We start from the raw sequence: 22,269 nt of genomic DNA, 5'->3' as shown, positions 1-22,269 counted from the left end.
GCCTCCGCCGCGGGGGCACCGAAAATGTCGACAGGGTGACCGAGTGGGCCGGAAGCCGTCGAACACGGCTGGAACGGCGCTCTTGACCAGCGTCTTCGCTGTCCGACACGCCCTGACATATCCATATCTCCCGCACCCTTCCGGTGCTCCTGGAGTTCGGATCGAGCAGGTCATGGTCGTCTCGTAGTTCGAGAGTCCGTGATTGGATGCGGGTGGAGATGGATAAACTGGCCGCGGACCGTGCTTGGGCGCAGCCCCCGACCGGTCCGCCCATGCTCAGCCAGCAGCCGCTGCAACCCCAGGGAGCGATGTGTCGCGCCGCTTGTTCACCTCGGAATCTGTGACCGAGGGTCACCCTGACAAGATCGCTGACCAGATCAGCGACACCATCCTCGACGCCCTCCTCAAGGAAGACCCGCACTCCAGGGTCGCCGTCGAGACACTGATCACCACCGGCCTCGTGCACGTGGCCGGAGAGGTGACGACCAAGGCATACGCCCCGATTTCGACGCTCGTGCGCAACAAGGTCCTCGAGATCGGCTACGACTCCTCCAAGAAGGGCTTCGACGGCGCCTCCTGCGGCGTCTCGGAGTCGATCGGCGCCCAGTCGCCCGACATCGCGCAGGGCGTCGACACCGCCTACGAGAAGCGCGTCGAGGGCGACGAGGACGAGCTCGACGAGCAGGGCGCCGGCGACCAGGGCCTGATGTTCGGCTACGCCTGCGACGAGACCGCCGAGTTCATGCCGCTGCCGATCACCCTGGCACACCGGCTCTCGGAGCGGCTCTCCGCCGTCCGCAAGAACGGCACGATCCCCTACCTGCGCCCGGACGGGAAGACGCAGGTGACCATCGAGTACGACGGCGACAAGGCCGTGCGGCTGGACACCGTCGTGGTCTCCTCGCAGCACGCCGCCGACATCGACCTCGACTCGCTGCTCGCCCCCGACATCCGCGAGTTCGTCGTCGAGCCCGAGCTGAAGGCCCTGGTGGACGAGGGCATCAAGCTGGAGACCGAGGGCTACCGGCTGCTGGTCAACCCGACCGGGCGCTTCGAGATCGGCGGCCCGATGGGTGACGCCGGACTCACCGGCCGGAAGATCATCATCGACACCTACGGCGGTATGGCCCGCCACGGTGGCGGCGCCTTCTCCGGCAAGGACCCGTCCAAGGTCGACCGCTCCGCCGCCTACGCGATGCGCTGGGTCGCCAAGAACGTGGTGGCCGCCCGCCTCGCCACCCGCTGCGAGGTGCAGGTCGCCTACGCCATCGGCAAGGCCGAGCCGGTCGGTCTCTTCGTGGAGACCTTCGGCACCGCCGCGGTGGACCACGAGAAGATCGAGCAGGCCATCTCCGAGGTCTTCGACCTCCGTCCGGCCGCGATCATCCGCGACCTCGACCTGCTGCGCCCCATCTACTCGCAGACGGCCGCCTACGGCCACTTCGGCCGGGCGCTTCCCGACTTCACCTGGGAGCGCACCGACCGGGTCGACGCCCTGCGCAAGGCGGCCGGGCTCTAGCCCACCGCCGCGTCGGCATCGTCAGTAATCCCTCCGTTCGACCGTCGGAGGCCCGGCACCCCATGCTGGCGGGGTGCCGGGCCTCCGGCGTGTCCGGACACCTGCCGGGCCGGGGCGCGGATCCGGCCTGAGGCCCACTCACCCGTCCGGGCAGTCCGAGGCCGGGACCGGGGCCCTCACCGGTGCGGGGCCGGGCCGCGACCCTGCCGGGCGGAGGCGGCGCCGGACCGGTCCGGTGTGCGGCGGCTGTCCGAGCCGTTTGCGAGACTGAGGCTGTGAGCAGGGGCGACGGCAACGATGAAGGGGAGCGTCAGCCGCATGCGCCGGAGCAGCTCGCGCTGATCCGGGAGACCGTGCGGGAGCGCAGGGCCAGACAGCCGAGGGCCAGACCGCGTACCTGGCGGGGTGCCGAGATGGCGGAGCGGCTGCCCGTGGCGCGGGTGCTGGTCGACAAGGGGCTGGTGCACCTCGACCGGTACTTCGACTACGCCGTTCCCGCCACGATGGACGAGGAGGCCCAGCCCGGTGTGCGGGTCCGGGTGCGCTTCGGCGCGGGGGAGCGGGAGGGCCGCCGCGAGGGAGGCGGCCTCATCAACGGATTCATCGTCGAGCGCCGGGCCGACACCGACTTCACCGGGAGGCTCGCCCCGCTCGCCCAGGTGCTCTCGCCCGAACCGGTGCTCACACCCGAACTGCTCGGACTGTGCCGGGCGGTTGCCGACCGGTACGCGGGATCGCTCGCCGACGTGGTCCAGCTCGCCGTCCCGCCGCGCCGCGCCAGGGCGGAGAAGCAGCCCTCGCCGCGCCGCCCGGCCGAACCCGCGGCGCCGGAGCCCGGCGGCTGGGCGCGCTATCCGGAGGGGCCCGCGTTCCTGCGGGCCGTCGCGGAGAAGGCAGCGCCCCGTGCGGTGTGGACCGCGCTGCCCGGCCCGCAGAGCTGGGCGGACGAGCTGGCCCGCGCCATGGCCACCGCCCTCGCCGCGGGCCGGGGGGCGCTCGCGGTGCTGCCCGACGGGAAGTCGGCGGCACGGGTGGACGCCGCGCTGACCGCGCTGGTGGGCGAGGGGCAGCATGTGCTGCTGACCGCGGACGCCGGACCCGAGCCGCGCTACCGGCGGTGGCTCGCGGTCAGCCGCGGAGCGGTGCGTGCCGTCGTCGGCACCAGGGCGGCGATGTTCGCTCCGGTGCGCCGCCTGGGGCTCGCCGCCGTCTGGGAGGACGGCGACAGCAACCACAGCGAGGAGCGGGCCCCGCAGCCGCACGCCCGCGAGGTGCTGTTGCAGCGTGCGGTGACCGAGCAGGCGGCGTTCCTGCTCGGTGCGCACGGCTGCACGGTGGAGGCCGCGCAGCTCGTGGAGTCAGGCTTCGCGCGGCCGCTGGCTGCCGACCGGGACACCGTGCGGGCCGTCATGCCCCGGGTCCGTACGGCGGCCGAGGGCGACGCCGGCCGCGATCCGGCAGCCCGCAGTGCCCGGCTGCCGAGCCTGGCCTGGCGCGCCGCGCGGGACGCGCTGGAGCTTGGCCCGGTGCTGGTGCAGGTGCCGCGCCGTGGCTACGTTCCGCGGCTGGTCTGCGAGCGGTGCCGCGAGCCGGCCCGGTGCGCGCACTGCTCGGGTCCGCTGGAGGCGGCCGCGGAGGGCACGGCGCTGCGATGCGGCTGGTGCGCGCGGGAGACCCCGCAGTGGCGCTGTCCCATGTGCTCCGGGACGCGGCTGCGCGGCAGTGTGATCGGCACCCGCCGCACGGCGGAGGAGCTGGGCCGCGCATTCCCCGCGGTGCCGGTGCGGACCTCGGGCGGCACCCACGTGCTGGAGTCGGTGCCGGGGCGTCCCGCGCTGGTCGTCGCCACCCCCGGTGCGGAGCCCGTGCCGGAGGGCGGCGAGGGGTACGCGGCCGCGCTGCTGCTCGACGGCTGGGCGTTGCTGAGCCGCCCCGATCTCCGCGCGGGCGAGGAGGCCCTGCGCCGCTGGCTGGGCGCCGCCTCGCTGGTCCGGCCGCAGGGCGAGGGCGGGACGGTGGTGGTGGTCGCGGAGGAGTCTGTGCGCCCGGTGCAGGCACTGGTGCGCTGGGACCCGGCGGGACATGCGCTGCGTGAGCTGGCGGACCGCGCTGAGCTGGGCTTTCCGCCGGTTTCCCGGATGGCGGCGGTCACCGGTCCGTCCGAGGCCGTCGCCGGGCTGCTGGCCGCGGCCGAGGACGCCGGGCTGCCCGAGGGCGCCCAGGTGCTCGGCCCGGTGCCCCTTCCGGTGCTGGAGCCCGGAAGGCCCCGCAACCCGGGTGACCCGCCGCCGGGGGAGCAGTGGGAGCGGGCGCTGGTGCGGGTGCCGCGCGGCAGCGGCGCAGCGCTGGCCGCGGCGTTGAAGACGGCGCAGGTGGGCCGGTTGACCCGCAGGGAGGGGCCGATCGCGCAGGTGCGGGTCGATCCGCTGGACATCGGGTGACGCCGGGTGGGAGGGCCGCAGCCCGGCGGCGGCGCCGGTCAGGCGGTCGGATGCCCGCGCGCCGCGTCGCCGGTCCGGACCGGCAGCGGCGTACCGGTGCCGACATGGCGCGCTGTCCGGTGCGGGCGGCACCGGACAGCGGCGGGGTACGGATGTGCTGCGGGGTTCGGCGCGGTTGCGAAGAGCTCCCGACGGGACCGGGACCGAGACCGACCGGACCGGAACGCGGCAGCGGCACGTGTCAGCAGCTGCGCGCGCCGCACGGGCTCGGCCGGGGGGCGCCGGTCAGCCGTTGCGGGGTGCGGGCAGCGCCCCCGTACGGGGCTCCTGCCGCACCTCCCGGTAGGAGTCCTGACGTCCGTCCTGGCGCCCGTCGTGCCGCGGTTCGTGCCGGGCTTCGTACGGCTGCTGCGCAGGGGGCTGCTGCGGCGGGATCGAGCGGGCCGCGGGGACCGGCGCCGGCCGGTGCGCCGGAGAGGCACCGGGCGCCGTCGGGAGCGACCGGGCGGCGGCGGGCACGGCCTCGGACTGCCGGGGCACGGGTGTGGGGGACGAGGGGGAGGGCGCGGGGGCCTCGGCGTTCTCGGGGGAGCCGGCCGTGGGGCCGCGCCGGTTGGAGCCGTACCTGCGGTGCACGGCCTGCTTGGTGACGCCCAGGGCCGAGCCCACGGCGTCCCAGGAGAAGCCGAGTGAGCGGTCGAAGTCAACCGCCGCCGTCACCAGGGTCTCGACGCTGTCGCGTAGTTCCTGGGCGAGCCGGACGGTCGGCGCGGGTGCGCGGCCGTAGACGACGAAGCCCGCGGCCGGGCCGGTGCGCCGCGGACGGTAGACGTTGCCCAACTGCGCGGTGAGAGTGCGCAGCGCGTCCACCTGTCGGCGGACCCGCTCGATGTCCCGCACCAGGAGGTGCAGGCTGGCCCGCGCCTGGGCGTCGTGGGTTGCGTGGTCGGCCATGAAGAAGCCTCTCGGACCTGTTGGCATGGGGGTGTTCAGCTACGGAGCTGGATAGGATGGCTGGCTGTGCGGAAGAGGGGGGAGCGAGGCCGCGGCGCGGTGGCGGGGCGGCGCTCGGTTCGGTCAATCTGACTTGACCAACGCTGCGATGGGCCCTCTGGTCACGCTTCGGGGGCGCGGAGGTCGTACCGGCAGGGCGCGCGGAAGCCCGCACGCCCCCCAGGGCACCACGCCCGCGCTGACCGTAAACTGTGCTGTCTTTCCCCATGTGAGAGGTAGTTCGCCACTGATGAGGCTCGTCTTCGCCGGCACTCCCGAGGTCGCCGTCCCCGCGCTCGACACCCTGATCGCCTCCGCACGGCACGAGGTCGCCGCCGTCGTCACCCGGCCCGACGCGCGCGCCGGGCGGGGCCGGAAGCTGGTGCCCAGCCCCGTGGCCCGGCGAGCCGAGGAGGAGGGCATCGAGGTGCTCAAGCCCGCGCGCCCCCGGGACGAGGAATTCCTGGCCAGGCTGCGCGAGATCGGGCCCGACTGCTGCCCCGTCGTCGCCTACGGGGCGCTGCTGCCCAGGGTGGCGCTGGACGTGCCGGCGCGCGGCTGGGTCAATCTGCACTTCTCGCTGCTGCCCGCCTGGCGCGGCGCCGCGCCCGTACAGCACGCGCTGCTCGCCGGGGACGGGATGAGCGGCGCCAGCACCTTCCTCATCGAGGAGGGGCTGGACTCGGGGCCGGTCTACGGGGTGGTGACCGAGGAGGTGCGGTCCCGCGACACCAGCGGCGACCTGCTGACCCGGCTCGCCTTCGCCGGCGCCGGTCTGCTGGCCGCCACCATGGACGGGATCGAGGACGGCACCCTGCAGGCGGTGCCGCAGCCGCAGGAAGGCGTCTCCCTCGCGCCGAAGATCTCCGTGGAGGACGCCCGGATCGACTGGGCGGCGCCCGCACTCCGCGTCGACCGCGTGGTGCGCGCCTGCTCGCCCGCGCCCGGCGCCTGGACCGTCTTCCGCGGCGAGCGGCTGAAGGTCCGTTCGCTGCTGCCCGGCAGCGGCGCCGGCTCCGAGGCCGCCGAGCCCGCCCCCGGCGAACTGCGGGTCGGCAAGAACGCCGTACACGTCGGGACGGGCTCGCACCCCGTGGAGCTGGAGTGGGTGCAGCCGCAGGGCAAGAAGCCGATGCGGGCAGCCGACTGGGCCCGCGGCACCCGCATCGGACAGGGCGCCCGCTTCGACGCCCCGGACACCCCGGACTCCTGAGCCGGGTGGGCCGGGGCCGCGCACGACCCGTCGCGGCCTTTCCCCGGCCGGGCCGTAGGGTGGGGGTCTCGACACCCTGATCTTGCGGAGCACCTTCACCTGTGAGCACTCAACCCCGCCGGGGCGGCAACCGGTACCGGCGCCCCCGCAAGGACCCTGTCCGCATCCTCGCCTTCGAGGCGCTGCGCGCGGTGGACGAGCGGGACGCCTACGCGAATCTCGTCCTGCCGCCGTTGCTGCGCAAGGCCCGGGAGCAGGACCCGGCACAGGGCGGACTGGACGCGCGGGACGCCGCGCTGGCCACCGAGCTGGTCTACGGAACGCTGCGCCGCCAGGGCACCTACGACGCGATCATCGCCGAGTGCGTCGACCGGCCGCTGCGCGAGGTCGACCCGCCGGTGCTGGACGTCCTCTCCCTGGGCGCCCACCAGTTGCTCGGCACCCGCATCCCCCAGCACGCGGCGGTGAGTGCCACCGTCGAGCTGGCCCGGGTGGTGCTGGGCGACGGCCGGGCGAAGTTCGTCAACGCGGTGCTGCGGCGGCTGACCGCGCACGACCTCGACGGCTGGCTGGAGCGCGTCGCGCCGCCCTACGACGAGGACCCGGAGGAGCACCTCGCACTGCGGTACGCGCACCCGCGCTGGGTGGTCTCCGCGCTGTGGGACGCGCTGGGCGGCGGACGCGAGGAGATCACCGCGCTGCTGGAGGCGGACAACGAGCGGCCAGAGGTCACCCTGGTGGCCCGGCCTGGGCGGGCCACCACCGAGGAGCTGCACAGCGCGGCGCGGGCCACCGGCGAGGCCGTGCCCGGCCGCTGGTCGCCGCACGCGGTCCGGCTGGCCGAGGGCGGCGAGCCCGGCGCGCTGGAGGCCGTGGCCGAGGGCCGGGCCGGAGTCCAGGACGAGGGCAGCCAGCTCGTCGCGCTGGCCCTGGCCGCGGCGCCCGTGGACGGCGCCGACACGCGCTGGCTGGACGCGTGCGCGGGCCCCGGCGGCAAGGCGGCGCTGCTGGGCGCGCTGGCGGCCGAGCGGGGGGCCGCGCTGCTGGCGTCCGAGAAGCAGCCGCACCGCGCCCGGCTGGTGGAGCGCGCCCTGCGGGGCAACCCGGGCCCGTGGGCCGTGGTCGCCGCGGACGGCACCCGCCCCGCCTGGCGGCCCGGCAGCTTCGACAGGGTGCTGGTCGACGTGCCCTGCACCGGGCTGGGGGCGCTGCGTCGCCGGCCCGAGGCGCGCTGGCGGCGGCGCCCGGAGGACCTGGCGGGCTTCGCACCACTGCAGCGCGCGCTGCTGCGCCAGGCGCTCGAGGCGGCCCGGGTCGGAGGCGTCGTCGCGTATGTGACCTGCTCGCCGCACCTGGCCGAGACCCGTGCCGTGGTGGACGACGTCCTGCGGGAGCTGGCCAAGGAGGGGGCGACGGCCGCGGAGCAGCTGGATGCGCGCCCTCTGCTGCCCGGCGTCCCGGACCTGGGCGCGGGCCCCGACCTCCAGCTCTGGCCGCATCTGCACGGCACCGACGCGATGTATCTGGCGCTGCTGCGCCGCACCGCGTGATCACCTCGAACGCACACACGGAATACTGGTAGTCATGGCTCAGATCAACCCCAGCATCCTGTCGGCAGACTTCGCACGCCTCGCCGAGGAGGCGCGGCGGGTCGAAGGCGCGGAGGGCGCCGACTGGCTCCACGTCGATGTGATGGACAACCACTTCGTGCCGAATCTGACCCTGGGCACGCCGGTGGTCGAGTCGCTGGGCCGGGCCACGGACATCCCGCTGGACTGCCACCTGATGATCGAGGAGCCCGACCGCTGGGCGCCCGCCTACGTGGAGGCCGGCGCCGGCTCGGTCACCTTCCACGCGGAGGCCGCGGCGGCACCGGTGCGGCTGGCCCGCGAGATCCGGGCCAAGGGTGCCCGCGCCTCCATGGCGCTGAAGCCGGCCACTCCGATCGAGCCGTACGAGGACCTGCTGCCGGAGCTGGACATGCTGCTGGTCATGACGGTGGAGCCGGGCTTCGGCGGGCAGGCGTTCCTGGACATCATGCTGCCGAAGATCCGCCGGACCCGGCAGCTCATCGACAAGCACGGGCTGCAGATGTGGCTCCAGGTGGACGGCGGCGTCTCGGCCGCCACCATCGAGCGGTGCGCGGAGGCGGGCGCCGACGTGTTCGTCGCCGGTTCGGCCGTCTACGGGGCCGAGGATCCGGCGGCGGCCGTGCGGGCGCTGCGGCGGCAGGCGGCAGCGGCGGCGGGGCCCGCCGGGGAGGGCCGGGAGTGAGGACGGTCACCATGGGCCGGGGATCTGCAAGGATGAACGCGCGGCGCGTGAGCGCCGGCAGCGCGGACACAGCAAGACAGTGAGGTGAGAGCGGTGTCGTCGGGGCGATCCACGCGAATGGGACCCGCCGAACTCATGCAGGCCGCGGCGATGGCGCGCCGCTTCTACCTGGAGGGCAAATCCAAGATCCAGATTGCCGACGAGTTCGGGGTGAGCCGCTTCAAGGTGGCCCGGGTCCTGGAGACCGCGCTCGAACGTGACCTGGTGCGGATCGAGATCCGGGTCCCGGCCGAGCTGGACGCCGAGCGCTCGGACGCGCTCCGCGCCCGCTTCGGGCTGCGGCACGCGGTGGTCGTCGAGTCGCCCACCGAGGCCGTGGACGACGCGGCGGATCCGGAGAACCTCGGCGAGGTCGCCGCGGACCTGCTCGGCGAACTGGTCACCGACGGCGATGTGCTGGGACTGGCCTGGGGCCGTTCCACCATCCACATGGCGACCGCGCTACGCCAGTTGCCGCCCTGCACCGTCGTGCAGCTGACCGGGGTCTACGACGCCGGTACGGCCGACCGCGGCTCGGTGGAGGCCGTACGGCGGGCGGCGGAGGTGGCCGGCGGCGAGGCGCACCCGGTCTACGCGCCGATGCTGCTGCCGGACAGCGCCACCGCTGCCGCGCTGCGCAACCAGACGGGCATCGCGCGGGCCTTCGAGTACTTCGACAAGGTCACCGTGGCCGCCGTCTCCATCGGCTCCTGGGAGCCGGGGATCTCCACGGTGCACGACATGCTCAGCGCGCAGGAGCGGGACCACTACTCGTCGCTGGGGGTGGCCGCGGAGATGTCGGCGCACCTCTTCGACGCGCAGGGCCGCCGGATCGGCCGGGACCTGGGGGAGCGTTGCATCACCGTGGAGGCCGAGCGGCTGCGCCGGATCCCTGAGGTCGTCGCCATCGCCGGGGGGCACCGCAAGGCCGCGGCCATCGGTGCCGTGCTCCGCTCCGGCCTGGTCACCAGCCTGGTCACCGACACCGCGGCCGCCGACTGGCTGTTGAACGAGGAACAACCCGGACCGCGCCCCGCGTTGGAACGTACGGACCCGGACAGTACCGCCGCTTCACAGTAGGTTCGCGAAAGGCAGCCAGCCATGACGACCAAGAGCACCAAGCTGCCGGGGTTGGGCAAGCAGTACGACATCACCACTCGGAACGGCCGGCACATCTCGGTGGTGGCCCACCAGGACGGCCGCAGGTTCCTCGGCTTCTACCGCGAGGACGACCCGGATGCCTGCCAGGCCACGGTGCAGCTCGACAACGAGGAGGCCGCCTCCCTCGCGGAGATCCTCGCCCCGGGGGAGAGCCCGCGGCTGGGGACCTGCGAGATGGAGATCGATCTGGTCACCGTCCGGATCCCGATGTCGGGCCAGTCCCCCTACAGCGGGGAGCCGCTGGGTGCGACGCAGGCGCGGACCCGTACTGGCGCGTCCATCGTCGCGGTGCTGCGGCGGACCGGCGCGGTGCCCTCGCCGACCCCCGACTTCCGGCTGGAGGCGGGCGACACCCTGGTCGCGGTCGGCACCCGCGAGGGCGTGGACGAGCTGACCCGGATCATCGCCGGTACCTGAGCAGCACCGACTCCGCGGTCCGGTCCCGCAGGGGCCGTGCGCCGCCCCGGACAGCCGCCCGACCACGGACAGCCGCCGGACGACTGAAAGGCCCTCTGTGCACGACACCACCGTTCTGCTGATCGAACTCGGCGCCGTCATCCTGGGCCTCGGACTGGTCGGCCGCTTCGCGGGCCGCATCGGCCTCTCCCCGATCCCGCTGTATCTGCTGGGCGGCCTGGCGTTCGGGCAGGGCGGACTGTTCCCGCTGACCGCCAGCGAGGAGTTCATCGAGGTCGGCGCGGAGATCGGGGTGATCCTGCTCCTGCTGCTGCTCGGCCTGGAGTACAGCGCCTCGGAACTGGTGACGAGCCTGAAGACGCAGTACCCGTCCGGGATGGTGGATTTCGCGCTGAACGCGGTGCCGGGCGCCGTGGCCGCCCTGCTGCTGGGCTGGGGACCGGTCGCGGCCGTGGCGCTGGCGGGCGTCACCTGGATCTCCTCCTCGGGCGTCATCGCCAAGGTCCTCACCGATCTGGGCAGGCTCGGCAACCGGGAGACACCGGTGATCCTGGGCGTCTTGGTGATCGAGGACCTGTCCATGGCGCTCTACCTGCCGCTGCTCACGGCGCTGGTGGCCGGGCTCGGCCTGGCCGGGACCAGCCTCGCGATGATCGTCGCGGTCGGGACCGTGGGCATCGTGCTCTTCGCGGCGCTGCGGTTCGGCCGCCACATCAGCCGTGCCGTCAGCTCCGACACGCCCGAGATGCTGCTGCTCGTCGTCCTCGGCCTGACCCTGCTGATCGCCGGGATCGCCGCGAAGCTCCAGGTCTCGGCGGCCGTCGGCGCCTTCCTGGTGGGCATCGCGCTCTCCGGCGAGACGGCGGAGAACGCGCGCAGCCTGCTCACCCCGCTGCGCGACCTGTTCGCAGCCGTCTTCTTCGTCTTCTTCGGGCTCAACACCGCACCCGCCGAGATCCCCCCGGTGCTGCTGCCCGCGCTGGCGCTGGCCGCGGTCACCGTCGTGACCAAGGCGCTCACCGGCTGGTACGCGGCGGGCCGGGCCGGTGTGGGCAGCAGGGGCAGGCTGCGGGCCGGCGGGGCGCTGGTGGCGCGCGGCGAGTTCTCCATCGTCATCGCGGGGCTCGCGGCGGGCACGGATCCCCGGATCACCCCCCTGGCCACCTCCTACGTGATGATCATGGTGATCCTCGGTCCGCTGACGGCCCGCTGGACCGAACCGGCCGTACGCGGCCTCAAACGGCTGGTGGACGCCCGCCGCACCCGCCGGGAGCCGGCCGGCACCGACGCGGTGCGCCGCGAGGCGGCGCTCCCGGACGTTGAGGGCGTACCGGATCCGGTCGGCGGCACCGGGCACCCGTCGTGAGCGGACCGTCCACCGCGTACCCCCGGGTCCGGTCACTCCTCGTGCGGGGGCGCCGCGCTCCCCGTCACAGCCTCGTACGATCCCACCAGCAGAATCCCGCTACTCCGGTGGATCGTCCGCCCTCGCGCGGGTGTGCGGACATGGGAGACTGAAGTACGTGCGTTTTCTCAATGATCAGCGGCCCCCGTACGACCTGACGTACGACGACGTCTTCATGGTGCCCAACCGCTCCGCGGTCGGCTCCCGGCAAGCCGTCGACCTCACCTCGCCCGACGGGACGGGCACCACCATCCCGCTGGTGGTCGCCAACATGACCGCCATCGCCGGGCGCCGGATGGCCGAGACAGTGGCCCGCCGCGGCGGGCTCGTGGTGATCCCGCAGGACATCCCGATCGACGTCGTCACGGAGGTCATCGGCTGGGTCAAGCAGCGGCACCACGTCCTCGACACCCCCATCACCCTCGCGCCCACCCAGACCGTGGCCGACGCGCTCTCGCTGCTGCCCAAGCGGGCGCACGGCGCGGGGGTCGTCTGCCGCGACGGCCGGCCCGTCGGCGTCGTCACCGAGTCGGACCTGACCGGCGTCGACCGCTTCACCCAGCTCTCCGAGGTCATGACGGCCGAGCCGATGGTGCTCGACGCGGACATCGACCCGCGCGAGGCGTTCAACAGGCTCGACGCCGCCCATCGCAAGTTCGCGCCTGCCGTCGACGCCGACGGCAGGCTCGTGGGCATCCTCACCCGCAAGGGCGCACTGCGCGCCACGCTCTACACCCCTGCCGTGGACTCCGGCGGAGCGCTGCGGATCGCCGCAGCCGTCGGTATCAACGGCGAGGTCGCGGCCCGGGCCGAGGCCCTGCTGGCCGCGGGGGTCGACACCCTGGTGGTGGACACCGCGCACGGCCACCAGGAGGGCATGCTCGAGGCGCTGCGGGCCGTCCGCGCGCTGGACCCGGCCGTGCCGATCGCGGCCGGGAACGTGGTGGCCGCCGAAGGTGTGCGCGATCTGGTCGAGGCGGGCGCGGACATCGTCAAGGTCGGCGTCGGCCCCGGCGCCATGTGCACCACCCGCATGATGACCGGCGTCGGCAGGCCGCAGTTCTCGGCCGTCCAGGAATGCGCGGCCGAGGCCCGCAGGTTCGGCAAGCACGTGTGGGCCGACGGCGGGGTACGGCACCCCCGCGACGTCGCGATGGCGCTGGCTGCCGGAGCCTCCAACGTGATGATCGGCTCCTGGTTCGCCGGCACCCACGAGTCCCCCGGCGACCTCCAGCAGTCCGCCGACGGGCGGTTCTACAAGGAGTCGTTCGGGATGGCCTCGGCACGCGCCGTGCGCAACCGGACCGCCGAGGAGTCCGCCTACGACCGGGCCCGCAAGGGCCTGTTCGAGGAGGGCATCTCCACCTCCCGGATGTTCCTGGACCCGGCGCGCCCCGGCGTCGAGGACCTGATCGACTCGGTCATCGCGGGCCTGCGCTCGGCCTGCACCTACGCGGGTGCGGCGACGCTGGAGGAGTTCGCCCGCAACGCCGTCGTCGGCGTGCAGAGCGCCGCGGGCTACGCGGAGGGCAAGCCCCTGCACGCCAGTTGGTGACCCCGCCCGTCCGCGCCGGTGCCCGGCCCGCGGCAGCGTCCCGCCGCCCGGTGCCGGCCGGGCCGCGCGGGGCGGCCCCGGGGCGCCCGCCGCGCCGCGGACGGTGCGCGCCCCGGAGCCACCGGTCGCCCTGACCAGGGTCGGCGCTCCCGGGCGCGGCTGCGCGGGCCCGCCGTATCCGCCGCGCCGGACCGCCCGCCGGGCCGTGTTCTACTGTCGCCGTGCCACTGAACGATCTCGACGAACGCATCGTCCACGCCCTCGCCGAGGATGCCCGCCGTACCTACGCCGACATCGGGGCCGAGGTCGGCCTGTCGGCTCCCGCAGTCAAACGCCGGGTGGACCGGCTGCGGGAGCGGGGTGCCATCACCGGGTTCACGGTGCGGGTCGACCCCTCGGCGCTGGGCTGGCAGACGGAGGGATTCATCGAGATGTACTGCCGCTCCCGCACCTCGCCGGAGGACATCCACCGGGCGCTGGCGCACTACTCCGAGGTGGCGGCGGCCTCCACCGTCACCGGCGAGGCCGATGCGCTCGTGCAGGTCTTCGCCGCGGACATGCGGCACTTCGAGGCCGTGCTGGAGCGGATCGCGGGGGAGCCGTTCGTCGAGCGGACGAAGTCGGTCCTGGTGCTCTCCCCGCTGCTCCGGCGCTACACCGCCGGGCCTCCGCTGTGATCCATGTGTCCCGGCTGTGAGCCGGGACACTCGCCGCAACACATCGCCGATCCGAGGCAGAAGTGCGCAACGAAGTGCGGGTCCCTCCGCAAGATCCGCCGCTTGTGGCGCACCGGGCGCGCCCGTAGCTTCGAATGCGTGCGTATCGCTCTCCTCCAGACCCAGGACCAGCCCCGTTCCCGCGGGCCGGCCGCGCTCGACGCCGCCGCGCGGGACGCCGCTGCGCGCGGCGCCCGGCTGTTGGTGACGCCGGAACTCTCGCTCAGCGGCTATGCGCTGGAGGACCCGGCCGAGGTGGCGGAGCCGGCCGACGGACCCGCCGCGGCGGCCGTCTCCCGCATCGCTCGCGAGCACGGGGTCGCCCTCGTCTACGGGTACCCCGAGGCGGGCGAGGACGGTGCCGTGCACAACGCCGTCCGGCTGGTCGGCCCGGACGGTGCGGCACTCGCCGACTACCGCAAGACGCACCTGTACGGCACCTACGAGGCCGAGCACTACACCCCCGGCACCCGGCTGCCCGTCCAGGCCGACCTCGACGGGCTCCGGCTGGGCCTGCTGATCTGCTACGACGTGGAGTTCCCGGAGGCCGTCCGCGCGCACGCCCTGGCGGGAACCGACCTGCTGCTGGTGCCCACCGCGCTGATGCGGCCCTACGACACCGTCGCCACGACCCTCGTCCCGGCGCGTGCGGTGGAGAGCCAGCTCTACGTCGCCTACGCCGACCGCGTCGGCCCCGAGGGTGCGTTCGACTTCGCCGGGCTGAGCTGTCTGGCTGCGCCGGACGGCACCGTGCCGGTGCGGGCCGACGGCCGGGCGGCGGCGCTGCTGGTCGCCGACGTCGATCCCGAGGAGCTGCGGGCCTCCCGCGACCGCAACCCGTATCTGGCCGACCGCCGCCCCGAGCTCTACGCGCACTGACCCCTCCAGGGCGGCCGCGCGCCCCCGCGCAGCCGTCCCGTACTCCCAGGAGCGACACCCGCATGACCTCCACCGTGCCCACCGCCGCCCACGACCACGACGAGCTGCGCGACGCCGCACAGCAGCAGACCCAGGGCCCGCTGACCATGTTCGGCCCCGACTTCCCGTTCGCCTACGACGACTTCCTCGCGCATCCGACGGGCCTGGGCGCTGTCCCGCCGACCGAGCACGGCACCGAGGTCGCGGTGATCGGCGGCGGCCTCTCGGGCCTGGTGGCGGCGTACGAACTGATGAAGATGGGGCTCAAGCCGGTCGTCCACGAGGCCGACCAGCTCGGCGGCCGGCTGCGTACGGCGACCTTCGACGGCGGCGACCCGTCGCTGCGCGCGGAGATGGGCGCCATGCGCTTCCCGCCGTCCTCGACCGCGTTCCGGCACTACATCGACCTGATGGGCCTGGAGACCGAGCCGTTCCCCAACCCGCTGGCTCCCGACACCCCCTCCACCGTGGTCGACCTCAAGGGCGAGCCGCACTACGCGCGCACGCTGGAGGACCTGCCGCCCGTCTACCACCAGGTGATGGAGGCATGGAACGCCTGCCTGGAGGAGGGAGCCGACTTCTCGGCGATGCAGCAGGCGATACGCGAGCGGGACGTCCCCCGGATCCGGGAGATCTGGTCCCGCCTGGTGGAGAAGCTGGACAACCAGACCTTCTACGGCTTCCTGTGCGACTCCGCGGCCTTCTCCTCCTTCCGGCACCGGGAGATCTTCGGACAGGTCGGGTTCGGCACCGGCGGCTGGGACACCGACTTCCCCAACTCCATCCTGGAGATCCTGCGCGTCGTCTACACCGGCGCGGACGACGACCACCGCGGTATCGTCGGCGGCTGCCAGCAGCTTCCGCTGCGGCTGTGGGAACACCAGCCGGACAAGCTCGTCCACTGGCCGCAGGGCACCAGCCTCAGCTCGCTGCACCCAGGCGGTGCGCACCGCCCCGCCGTCACCAGGCTGCACCGCACGGCCGGGAACCGGGTGACCGTCACCGACGCGGACGGTGACATCCGCACCTACCGCGCCGCGGTCTTCACCGCCCAGTCCTGGCTGCTGCTGAGCCGGATCGACTGCGACGACGCGCTGCTGCCCATCGACCACTGGACCGCGGTGGAGCGCACCCACTACATGGAGTCCTCCAAGCTGTTCGTGCCCGTCGACCGGCCGTTCTGGCTCGACAAGGACCCACGGACCGGCCGGGACACGATGAGCATGACCCTCACCGACCGGATGACGCGCGGCACCTACCTGCTGGACGACGGCCCCGACAAGCCGGCCGTGATCTGCCTGTCGTACACGTGGTGCGACGACAGCCTCAAGTGGCTGCCGCTGGACGCCAACGAGCGGATGGAGGTGATGCTCAAGTCCCTCGGCGAGATCTATCCCGGTGTCGACATCCGCAAGCACATCACCGGCAACCCGCTCACCGTCTCCTGGGAGGACGAGCCGTACTTCCTCGGCGCGTTCAAGGCCAACCTGCCGGGCCACTACCGCTACCAGCGGCGGCTGTTCACCCACTTCATGCAGGAGACGCTGCCCGCCGACCGGCGCGGCCTCTTCCTCGCCGGGGACGACATCTCCTGGACCGCGGGCTGGGCCGAGGGCGCCGTGCAGACCGCGCTCAACGCCGTGTGGGGCGTCATGCACCATCTGGGCGGCACCACCGACCCCGCCAACCCCGGCCCGGGGGACGTCTTCGAGGAGATCGAGCCGGTGCGGCTCCCGGAGGACTGACCGGCGGCCGGGAGGCGGGACGGCGCAGCCCGGCGGCGCCGGTCCCGCCTCACAGGTCCGCCTCGGTCACCGCCTCCCGCAACACCTTCGCGGTACCGATCAGCTCCTGCGCGTCGCGGCACGTCAACTGGGCGTCCAGCAGGACCTCCTGGACGCCTGCCCGCACCGCGCCGGCCAAATCCGAGACGATCTGCTCGACGTTGCCGTGGTGCGGACGGCGCCTGCCCTCCACCGGCCGGTCGGTGAGCTGGACCGCCGCCCGTACGGTGGTCGACAGCTCAGCCGGGTCCCGGCCCGCCTCCCCGGCAAGCTCCGCGATCCTCGCCCGGGTGGCGGCGATCTGCTCGTTCGACAGCATCGAGGGCAGCCATCCGTCGGCCCGCCGCACCAGGCGGCGCAGCGCCTTGTCCGTGCCGCCCGCCAGCAGCACGGGGATCGGTCGGGCGGGCTTGGGGCCGATCGCCGAGGGGGAGAACCGGGTCCGCCGGCCCTCGTAGGCGGCCGGATCCGGCCCCCACACCGCGGCGCACACGTCCAGCAGTTCGTCCAGGGCCGCCCCGCGGGCGGCGTGCTCGGCGCCGGCCGCGGCGTACTCGTCCCGGGACCAGCCCGTGCCCAGCCCCGCGACGAGCCGGCCGCCGCCGGCCGCGTCCAGCGACGCCAGGGCGCGGGCCAGCAGCAGCGGCTGGTGCAGCGGGCCGACCAGCACCGCCGAGCCCAGCCGCACCCGTTCGGTGACGGCGGCCGCCAGCGACAGGGTGACCAGCGGGTCGGCGACGGACCGGAAGTAGTCCGCCCACCGCATCCCCGGCACCAGATACATGTCGTCCAGCGGCTCCTCGGGGCGCATGAGCCGCTCCAGCACCCAGACGCTGTCGTACCCCAGCTCCTCGGCCGCCCGTGCCACCTCCGTCACGTCGGCCGTCAGGTCGTACGCGCCGGTCTGCGGCAGTCCCAGCCCCAGTCGCAGTGCCATGTCGCCTCCGTAGCTCTCCACCTGCCCGCCGGTTCCCGGCAGTTCATCTCCGGCCCCCCGGTACCGGAGCGTCCCTGCATACGCGATGTGCGGATGCCGGGCAATGCCATCCCGTCCCCGGCGGTCCCGGTGCCGCGGCGGTCAGCCGTGCCACAGCGGCGTGAGCAGGCAGCGGCCCGTCAAGCCGACCGTCGCGTCCAGCCCCTCGGCCATCTCCTCCAGCAGTTCCCCGCAGTCCCGCAGTCCCCACAGCGCCCGGAACGACACCCAGGCGCCCGCGCGGGCCCGCTCCAGGCTCCAGGAACCGACCAGGTGGGTGAGTGGATCGGCCACGTCCAGCAGGTCCGGGCCCGGCATCAGGTCCTCCCGGATGCGTTCCTCCAGGCCCGTCAGCAGTTCGCCGATCCGCTCGAAGTCCGCTTCCAGCTCCTCGGGCTCGGCGTGCAGTGCCCGGCAGGTGTCCACCAGCGCCAGCGGCAGATCGTGGCCGATGTGCGCGTTGATGCCGGCCAGCGCGAACTGCAGTGGATGGACGGAGGGATGGCGCCGGAAGCGGAAGAACGGCCGCCAGCACGCGGGCATCCGCAGTCCGGCCGCCTCGGCGTCCACCGCGTCCAGGAAGCGCTGCGCGAACCGGCTTCCCAGCTCCCCGGTGGCGGCCCGGTCGCGGAAGTGCCCGGCGGCCAGGCGCCGTTCGAGCTCCTCGGTCACCGACAGGTACACCCGGTTGAACACCGCCACCCCGTCCTGCCTGGGCAGCAGGGCGCCGATCTCGCGCATCCGGGCCGTCACATCGGCGATGGGCGCGGCCGTCGCCGCGCGCTGCGCTGGCACCTGCTCGATGGAGGTCATGCCGGGCAGCCTGACAGCCGCCGGCCCCCGGTGCGGGCAGCGCGGCCATGGCGGCCCCCGGACGGAGGACGTGTGCCCCTCTCGTTCAATTCAGGTGCGCGGCCGACGGGATGGCGTGATACTCGGGCCATGACCACCGCGAGGGCCGACCTGCACACCGGGCGGTTGGTGCTGCATCCCATGACGCGTCAGGAGGCCGAACGCGTCGTGCGGGGCAGCCCCGGCCCCGGGGACCGTTGGGGGCCCGAGTATCCCGACGCGATGGATGTGCGGGGCGCCCGGGTCCTGCTGGCCGCGTGCGGCGCCGACGGCGATCACCGACCGGTCGGCAACTACGAGATCCGGCGCCGCGAGGACGGCCGCGCCATCGGCGGCATCGGCCTCAACCGGGTGTCCGGCGCGGCGGATGCCGTCACCGTCGGGTACGGCCTCAACGCCTCGGCACGCGGCAAGGGGTATGCCACCGAGGCACTGCGCGCGCTGCTGGCCTTCGCCTGGTCGCAGGGCGTCGCCCGGGTGGAGGCCGACGCCGACCTGGACAACCTGGCCTCGCAGCACGTGATGGCGGCGGCCGGGATGCGGCCGGTGGGCGAGGACCACCGGGTCCGGTACTTCGCGGCGACGGCGCCCGGCACGCGCGCAACGGCGTCCGGGGGACGCGCGACCGCCTCCGGCGGACCCGGCACGGCCCCCGGCGCGGGTCAGCTCGGCTCGTCGTAGCCGCTGGTGCCCTCGTCCAGCAGCGGCTGCTGGGCCTTGAGATGTGGCGGGGCCAGCGCCTTGAGCGCGTGGTAGCCGGTGAGGACGACGATGGTGCCCAGCGCGATGCCGCCGAGTTCGAAGTCGTCGGTGACCTTCAGGGTGACGCCGCCGACGCCGATGATGATGCCCGCCGCGACCGGGACGAGATTGAGCGGATTGCGCATGTCGACGGCGTTGTTGATCCAGATCTGCGCCCCGAGCAAGCCGATCATGCCGTAGAGGATCACGGTGATGCCGCCGAGTACTCCGCCGGGGATCGCCGCAACGACGGCACCGAACTTGGGGCACAGCCCGAAGAGCAGCGCGAAGCAGGCCGCGGCCCAGTACGCGGCCGTGGAGTACACCCGGGTCGCGGCCATGACGCCGATGTTCTCCGAGTAGGTCGTCGTGGCCGGACCGCCGAAGGCCGTCGAGAGGACGCTGCCCGCGCCGTCCGCAGCGATCGCGGTGCCCAGCTTGTCGTCCAGCGGATCGCCGGTCATCTCGCCGACCGCCTTGACGTGCCCCGCGTTCTCGGCCACCAGCGCGATCACCACCGGGAGCGCGACCAGCACCGGCGACCAGGAGAAGTCGGGGCCGTGCACGGACGGCAGCCCGAACCAGTCGGCCCTGCCCACGCCGGACAGGTCCAGCCGCCAGTGGTCGACCGTCTTGCCGCTCGCGTCCGGCGAGTGGATCCGGCCGAAGAGCGTGTCGAACGCCCAGGACATCAGATAGCCGGCGACCAGCCCGAGGAAGATCGCGATCCGGGACCAGAAGCCGCGCAGACACACCACCGCGAGTCCGGTCAGCAGCATGGTCAGCAGCGCTGTCCACTGGTCCTGGGGCCAGTAGGTCGAGGCGGTGACGGGCGCCAGGTTGAAGCCGATGAGCATGACGACCGCGCCGGTCACCACGGGCGGCATCACCGCGTGGATGATCCGCGCGCCGAACTTCTGCACGGCGAGCCCGACGAGCAGCAGCACGGCCCCGACCACCAGGATCGCCCCGGTCACCGTGGCGCTGCCGCCGCCCTGGCCGCGGATGGCCGCGGCCACTCCGACGAAGGAGAGGCTGCACCCCAGATAGCTCGGCACCCGGCCGCGGGTGGCCAGCAGGAAGACCATCGTGGCCAGGCCGGACATCATGATCGCCAGGTTCGGGTCCAGGCCCATGAGGACCGGTGCCACGAAGCTGGCGCCGAACATGGCCACCACGTGCTGGGCGCCCAGGCCCGCCGTCCGCGGCCAGGAGAGCCGTTCGTCGGGCCGTACCACCGCGCCGGGTGCCGGGACCCGACCGTCGCCGTGCACCTTCCACCGCACGCCGAGCCCGCCGCCCATGTGTTCACTCCCGCTCGCTGCCTGGCTGATTCTGATCGGCCCACATACTAGTTCGACCAGCGCGGTGCCTCCGTACGGCTCCCTCGGCGGCCCGGGAGCGGGCGCCGCACCGCCGGATCGCCCGGCTCTCAGGTGCGGAGCACCCGGGCCCCCGCCACCAGCCCCAGCAGCAGGACGGTGACGACACCGAAGGAGGCCGACAGGGTGGTCGACTCGGCGATCCAGCCGACGGCGGCGGGCGCCGCCAGGCCGGACGCGTAGGCCAGGGTGGCCACCCCCGCGATGGCCTGGCCGGGGGCGGCCGCCGCGGTGCGGCCCGCGGCGGCGAAGCACAGCGGGACCACCACGGCGATCCCCACCCCGATCAGTGCGAAGCCGACGACGGCCGCGGGCGGCGTCCGTGCCGCGACCACCAGTGTGCCGCCCGCCGCAGCCAGCGTCCCGCCCGCGCGTACGGTGGCCACCGGCCCGAACCGCCGCACCACGGCGTCGCCCGACAGCCGGGCCGACGCCATCGTGCAGGCGAACGCCGTGTAGGCGGAGGCGGCGAGGCCGGGCCCGGCCCCCGTCACGTCCGCCAGGTAGATGCCGGACCAGTCCATCGAGGCGCCTTCGGCGAAGACCGCGCAGAAGCCGAGCAGCCCGATCGCCACGACCCCGCGGGTGGGCAGCGCGAAGCGCGGAGGCGCCCCGTCCTTCTGGGCGTCCTCCTGGACGCCCTCCCCGGTGCCGGCCGGCTCCCCGGGCTGCTCCCGGTCCGGGGTCCACCGGGCCGCGGCCACCGCGGCAGCGGCCAGCAGCGGAGCAGCAAGCCCCAGATGCACCCGCGCGTCCAGCCCGGCGTGCGCGGCCAGCACGCCCCCTGCGCCGCCCACCAGCGTTCCCACGCTCCACAGTCCGTGCAGCGAGGACATCACCGACCGCCCGTACTCCGCCTCGACCCGCACCCCCTGGGCGTTCATCGCCACGTCCATCAGACCGAGCCCGCAGCCGTACAGGAACAGCGCCAGGCACAGCCATCCCAGGGCCGGGGCGAGCGGCGGCAGCACCAGCCCGGCGCAGCAGGCCAGTGAGACCGCGGCCAGCGCCCGGCGCGGACCGTGCCGGTGCGCCGCGCGTGCGGCGAGCGGCATGGCCGCCGAGGCCCCGGCCGTCATGAAGACCAGCGCCAGCCCCAGCCAGCCGGGGCTCAGCCCGAGATGTTCGCGCAGCCAGGGGATCCGGGTGGCGAATGTGCCGCTGGCCGTCCCGTGCACCGCGAAGACCACCGAGACCGCCACTCGCCCGGCCCGTGCGGGCCTCGCGGGCCGCGCGCCGGGCGCGCTCCGGGGGCCGCCCGAGCGCGTGCCGGGCGTCCCCGCACCGGTTGCCGGCTCCGTACCGGTCCGCGGCTCCGTACCGGTCCCCCGCTCCGTACCGAACCCCGGCTCCGCCCCGGCATCCGGTTCGGTACCGGTTCCCGCCTCCGCGCCGGTCCTCGGGCCGGCACCCGGGTCGGGTCCGTGTGCATCCGTACGCATACCGTCTCCCCGCCGCACGTTCCGACACCGCCCTCCGGCGCACGTCCGTACCGCCGCACGGCGGCGGGTCCGCGCGGCCCACGACGCTGATCGTGCCCCGCTCGGACCTGGCTCGAACACCCGTGGACACGGGGGGCGCACGCGCTTCCGCGGGGCTGCTGTGAGTCACCGCACAGCAGCCGCCCGCATGGCACCCGCCCCCGCGTGGCAGACTTGGGAGTACCCCCGGCCGCAAGCTGGGGGAGTACCAGTGACGTCAGCGCACTCCGGGGTCGGTGAAAGTCCGAACCGGCGGTTACAGTCCGCGACCCGGCCGCCTCCAGCGGTCGGTTGACCAGGTGAGATTCCTGGACCGACGGTGAAAGTCCGGATGGGAGGCAGTGCGCGGCGGACGCGATCGGTGCGCCGCCGACCGGCGGTCCCGTTCCGGAGGCTACGGCC

General features: G+C 74.1%; 18 protein-coding genes and 1 riboswitch. Of the genes, 13 read left to right on the top strand and 5 right to left on the bottom strand.

Features of this window, described 5'->3' with window-relative positions; translation table 11 throughout:
* The first annotated feature begins 310 nt into the window (after window positions 1–310).
* Window positions 311–1,519, top strand: coding sequence for a methionine adenosyltransferase (gene metK, locus ACFYNS_RS25380; protein ID WP_026004561.1), 1,209 nt, complete (start codon window positions 311–313; stop codon window positions 1,517–1,519).
* A 275-nt stretch (window positions 1,520–1,794) separates the two neighbouring features.
* Window positions 1,795–3,960: a primosomal protein N' gene (locus ACFYNS_RS25375; protein ID WP_388605231.1), complete on the top strand. Its 2,166-nt coding sequence runs from the start codon at window positions 1,795–1,797 to the stop codon at window positions 3,958–3,960.
* A 285-nt stretch (window positions 3,961–4,245) separates the two neighbouring features.
* Here ACFYNS_RS25375 and ACFYNS_RS25370 read toward each other — a convergent pair whose 3' ends face one another.
* Complete coding sequence (locus ACFYNS_RS25370; protein ID WP_360290414.1) at window positions 4,246–4,914, bottom strand: hypothetical protein; 669 nt, start codon at window positions 4,912–4,914, stop codon at window positions 4,246–4,248.
* A 289-nt stretch (window positions 4,915–5,203) separates the two neighbouring features.
* Between ACFYNS_RS25370 and fmt the strand changes: the two genes are divergently transcribed.
* From fmt to ACFYNS_RS25320, 10 genes are all read left to right on the top strand, one after another.
* Window positions 5,204–6,166: a methionyl-tRNA formyltransferase gene (fmt, locus tag ACFYNS_RS25365; RefSeq protein WP_360290416.1), complete on the top strand. Its 963-nt coding sequence runs from the start codon at window positions 5,204–5,206 to the stop codon at window positions 6,164–6,166.
* A gap of 101 nt (window positions 6,167–6,267) precedes the next feature.
* Window positions 6,268–7,716 carry an RsmB/NOP family class I SAM-dependent RNA methyltransferase gene (locus tag ACFYNS_RS25360; protein ID WP_388605229.1) on the top strand — a complete coding sequence of 483 codons (1,449 nt, stop codon included), beginning with the start codon at window positions 6,268–6,270 and terminating at the stop codon, window positions 7,714–7,716.
* Window positions 7,717–7,750: 34 nt separating this feature from the next.
* Window positions 7,751–8,440, top strand: a complete 690-nt coding sequence (gene rpe / locus ACFYNS_RS25355; protein ID WP_360290420.1) for a ribulose-phosphate 3-epimerase — start codon at window positions 7,751–7,753, stop codon at window positions 8,438–8,440.
* A gap of 117 nt (window positions 8,441–8,557) precedes the next feature.
* The gene (locus tag ACFYNS_RS25350; RefSeq protein ID WP_019356168.1) at window positions 8,558–9,559 is read left to right on the top strand and encodes a sugar-binding transcriptional regulator; all 1,002 of its coding nucleotides are present in this window, start codon (window positions 8,558–8,560) and stop codon (window positions 9,557–9,559) included.
* A 21-nt stretch (window positions 9,560–9,580) separates the two neighbouring features.
* Complete coding sequence (locus ACFYNS_RS25345) at window positions 9,581–10,057, top strand: cation:proton antiporter regulatory subunit (RefSeq protein ID WP_276474258.1); 477 nt, start codon at window positions 9,581–9,583, stop codon at window positions 10,055–10,057.
* A 97-nt stretch (window positions 10,058–10,154) separates the two neighbouring features.
* Complete coding sequence (locus ACFYNS_RS25340) at window positions 10,155–11,423, top strand: cation:proton antiporter (RefSeq protein ID WP_360290422.1); 1,269 nt, start codon at window positions 10,155–10,157, stop codon at window positions 11,421–11,423.
* 157 nt (window positions 11,424–11,580) lie between these two features.
* Window positions 11,581–13,017: a GuaB1 family IMP dehydrogenase-related protein gene (locus ACFYNS_RS25335; protein ID WP_360290424.1), complete on the top strand. Its 1,437-nt coding sequence runs from the start codon at window positions 11,581–11,583 to the stop codon at window positions 13,015–13,017.
* A gap of 221 nt (window positions 13,018–13,238) precedes the next feature.
* The gene (locus ACFYNS_RS25330; RefSeq protein WP_019356172.1) at window positions 13,239–13,694 is read left to right on the top strand and encodes an Lrp/AsnC family transcriptional regulator; all 456 of its coding nucleotides are present in this window, start codon (window positions 13,239–13,241) and stop codon (window positions 13,692–13,694) included.
* 138 nt (window positions 13,695–13,832) lie between these two features.
* Window positions 13,833–14,612 carry a carbon-nitrogen hydrolase family protein gene (locus ACFYNS_RS25325; protein WP_360303105.1) on the top strand — a complete coding sequence of 260 codons (780 nt, stop codon included), beginning with the start codon at window positions 13,833–13,835 and terminating at the stop codon, window positions 14,610–14,612.
* A gap of 62 nt (window positions 14,613–14,674) precedes the next feature.
* Complete coding sequence (locus ACFYNS_RS25320; protein WP_360303103.1) at window positions 14,675–16,396, top strand: NAD(P)/FAD-dependent oxidoreductase; 1,722 nt, start codon at window positions 14,675–14,677, stop codon at window positions 16,394–16,396.
* A 49-nt stretch (window positions 16,397–16,445) separates the two neighbouring features.
* Here the strand turns inward: ACFYNS_RS25320 and ACFYNS_RS25315 are convergent, their stop codons facing one another.
* Together ACFYNS_RS25315 and ACFYNS_RS25310 are read right to left on the bottom strand one after the other, a co-directional pair.
* On the bottom strand, window positions 16,446–17,372 hold the full coding sequence (locus ACFYNS_RS25315) for a TIGR03619 family F420-dependent LLM class oxidoreductase (protein WP_360303101.1): 927 nt from the start codon (window positions 17,370–17,372) through the stop codon (window positions 16,446–16,448).
* A gap of 141 nt (window positions 17,373–17,513) precedes the next feature.
* The gene (locus ACFYNS_RS25310) at window positions 17,514–18,224 is read right to left on the bottom strand and encodes a DUF5995 family protein (protein WP_360303099.1); all 711 of its coding nucleotides are present in this window, start codon (window positions 18,222–18,224) and stop codon (window positions 17,514–17,516) included.
* A 129-nt stretch (window positions 18,225–18,353) separates the two neighbouring features.
* Here ACFYNS_RS25310 and ACFYNS_RS25305 point away from each other — a divergent pair, with 129 nt between their 5' ends.
* Window positions 18,354–18,944 (top strand): GNAT family N-acetyltransferase, encoded by a 591-nt coding sequence (locus ACFYNS_RS25305; protein WP_388605225.1) that lies wholly within the window; start codon window positions 18,354–18,356, stop codon window positions 18,942–18,944.
* Here ACFYNS_RS25305 and ACFYNS_RS25300 read toward each other — a convergent pair.
* Entirely contained in the window at window positions 18,926–20,308 is a 1,383-nt protein-coding gene (locus tag ACFYNS_RS25300) for a solute carrier family 23 protein (protein WP_360303858.1), read from the bottom strand. The two genes, ACFYNS_RS25305 and ACFYNS_RS25300, sit on opposite strands and share 19 nt — an antisense overlap.
* A gap of 128 nt (window positions 20,309–20,436) precedes the next feature.
* Window positions 20,437–21,828, bottom strand: coding sequence for an MFS transporter (locus ACFYNS_RS25295; RefSeq protein WP_388605223.1), 1,392 nt, complete (start codon window positions 21,826–21,828; stop codon window positions 20,437–20,439).
* A gap of 257 nt (window positions 21,829–22,085) precedes the next feature.
* A riboswitch (FMN riboswitch) is annotated at window positions 22,086–22,216 on the top strand.
* Window positions 22,217–22,269 lie beyond the last annotated feature (53 nt).

The sequence above is a fragment of the Streptomyces sp. NPDC006925 genome (assembly GCF_042869575.1).
Taxonomy (GTDB): Bacteria; Actinomycetota; Actinomycetes; order Streptomycetales; family Streptomycetaceae; genus Streptomyces.
This window is presented reverse-complemented; position numbering and strand designations above follow the sequence as displayed.

Coding starts and splice junctions, on each gene's coding strand:
- ACFYNS_RS25370 (WP_360290414.1), bottom strand. CDS start 4,914: ATGGCCGACCACGCAACCCACGACGCCCAGGCGCGGGCCAGCCTGCAC.
- fmt (WP_360290416.1), top strand. CDS start 5,204: ATGAGGCTCGTCTTCGCCGGCACTCCCGAGGTCGCCGTCCCCGCGCTC.
- rpe (WP_360290420.1), top strand. CDS start 7,751: ATGGCTCAGATCAACCCCAGCATCCTGTCGGCAGACTTCGCACGCCTC.
- ACFYNS_RS25350 (WP_019356168.1), top strand. CDS start 8,558: ATGGGACCCGCCGAACTCATGCAGGCCGCGGCGATGGCGCGCCGCTTC.
- ACFYNS_RS25345 (WP_276474258.1), top strand. CDS start 9,581: ATGACGACCAAGAGCACCAAGCTGCCGGGGTTGGGCAAGCAGTACGAC.
- ACFYNS_RS25320 (WP_360303103.1), top strand. CDS start 14,675: ATGACCTCCACCGTGCCCACCGCCGCCCACGACCACGACGAGCTGCGC.
- ACFYNS_RS25315 (WP_360303101.1), bottom strand. CDS start 17,372: ATGGCACTGCGACTGGGGCTGGGACTGCCGCAGACCGGCGCGTACGAC.
- ACFYNS_RS25310 (WP_360303099.1), bottom strand. CDS start 18,224: ATGACCTCCATCGAGCAGGTGCCAGCGCAGCGCGCGGCGACGGCCGCG.
- ACFYNS_RS25305 (WP_388605225.1), top strand. CDS start 18,354: ATGACCACCGCGAGGGCCGACCTGCACACCGGGCGGTTGGTGCTGCAT.
- ACFYNS_RS25300 (WP_360303858.1), bottom strand. CDS start 20,308: ATGGGCGGCGGGCTCGGCGTGCGGTGGAAGGTGCACGGCGACGGTCGG.
- ACFYNS_RS25295 (WP_388605223.1), bottom strand. CDS start 21,828: ATGCGTACGGATGCACACGGACCCGACCCGGGTGCCGGCCCGAGGACC.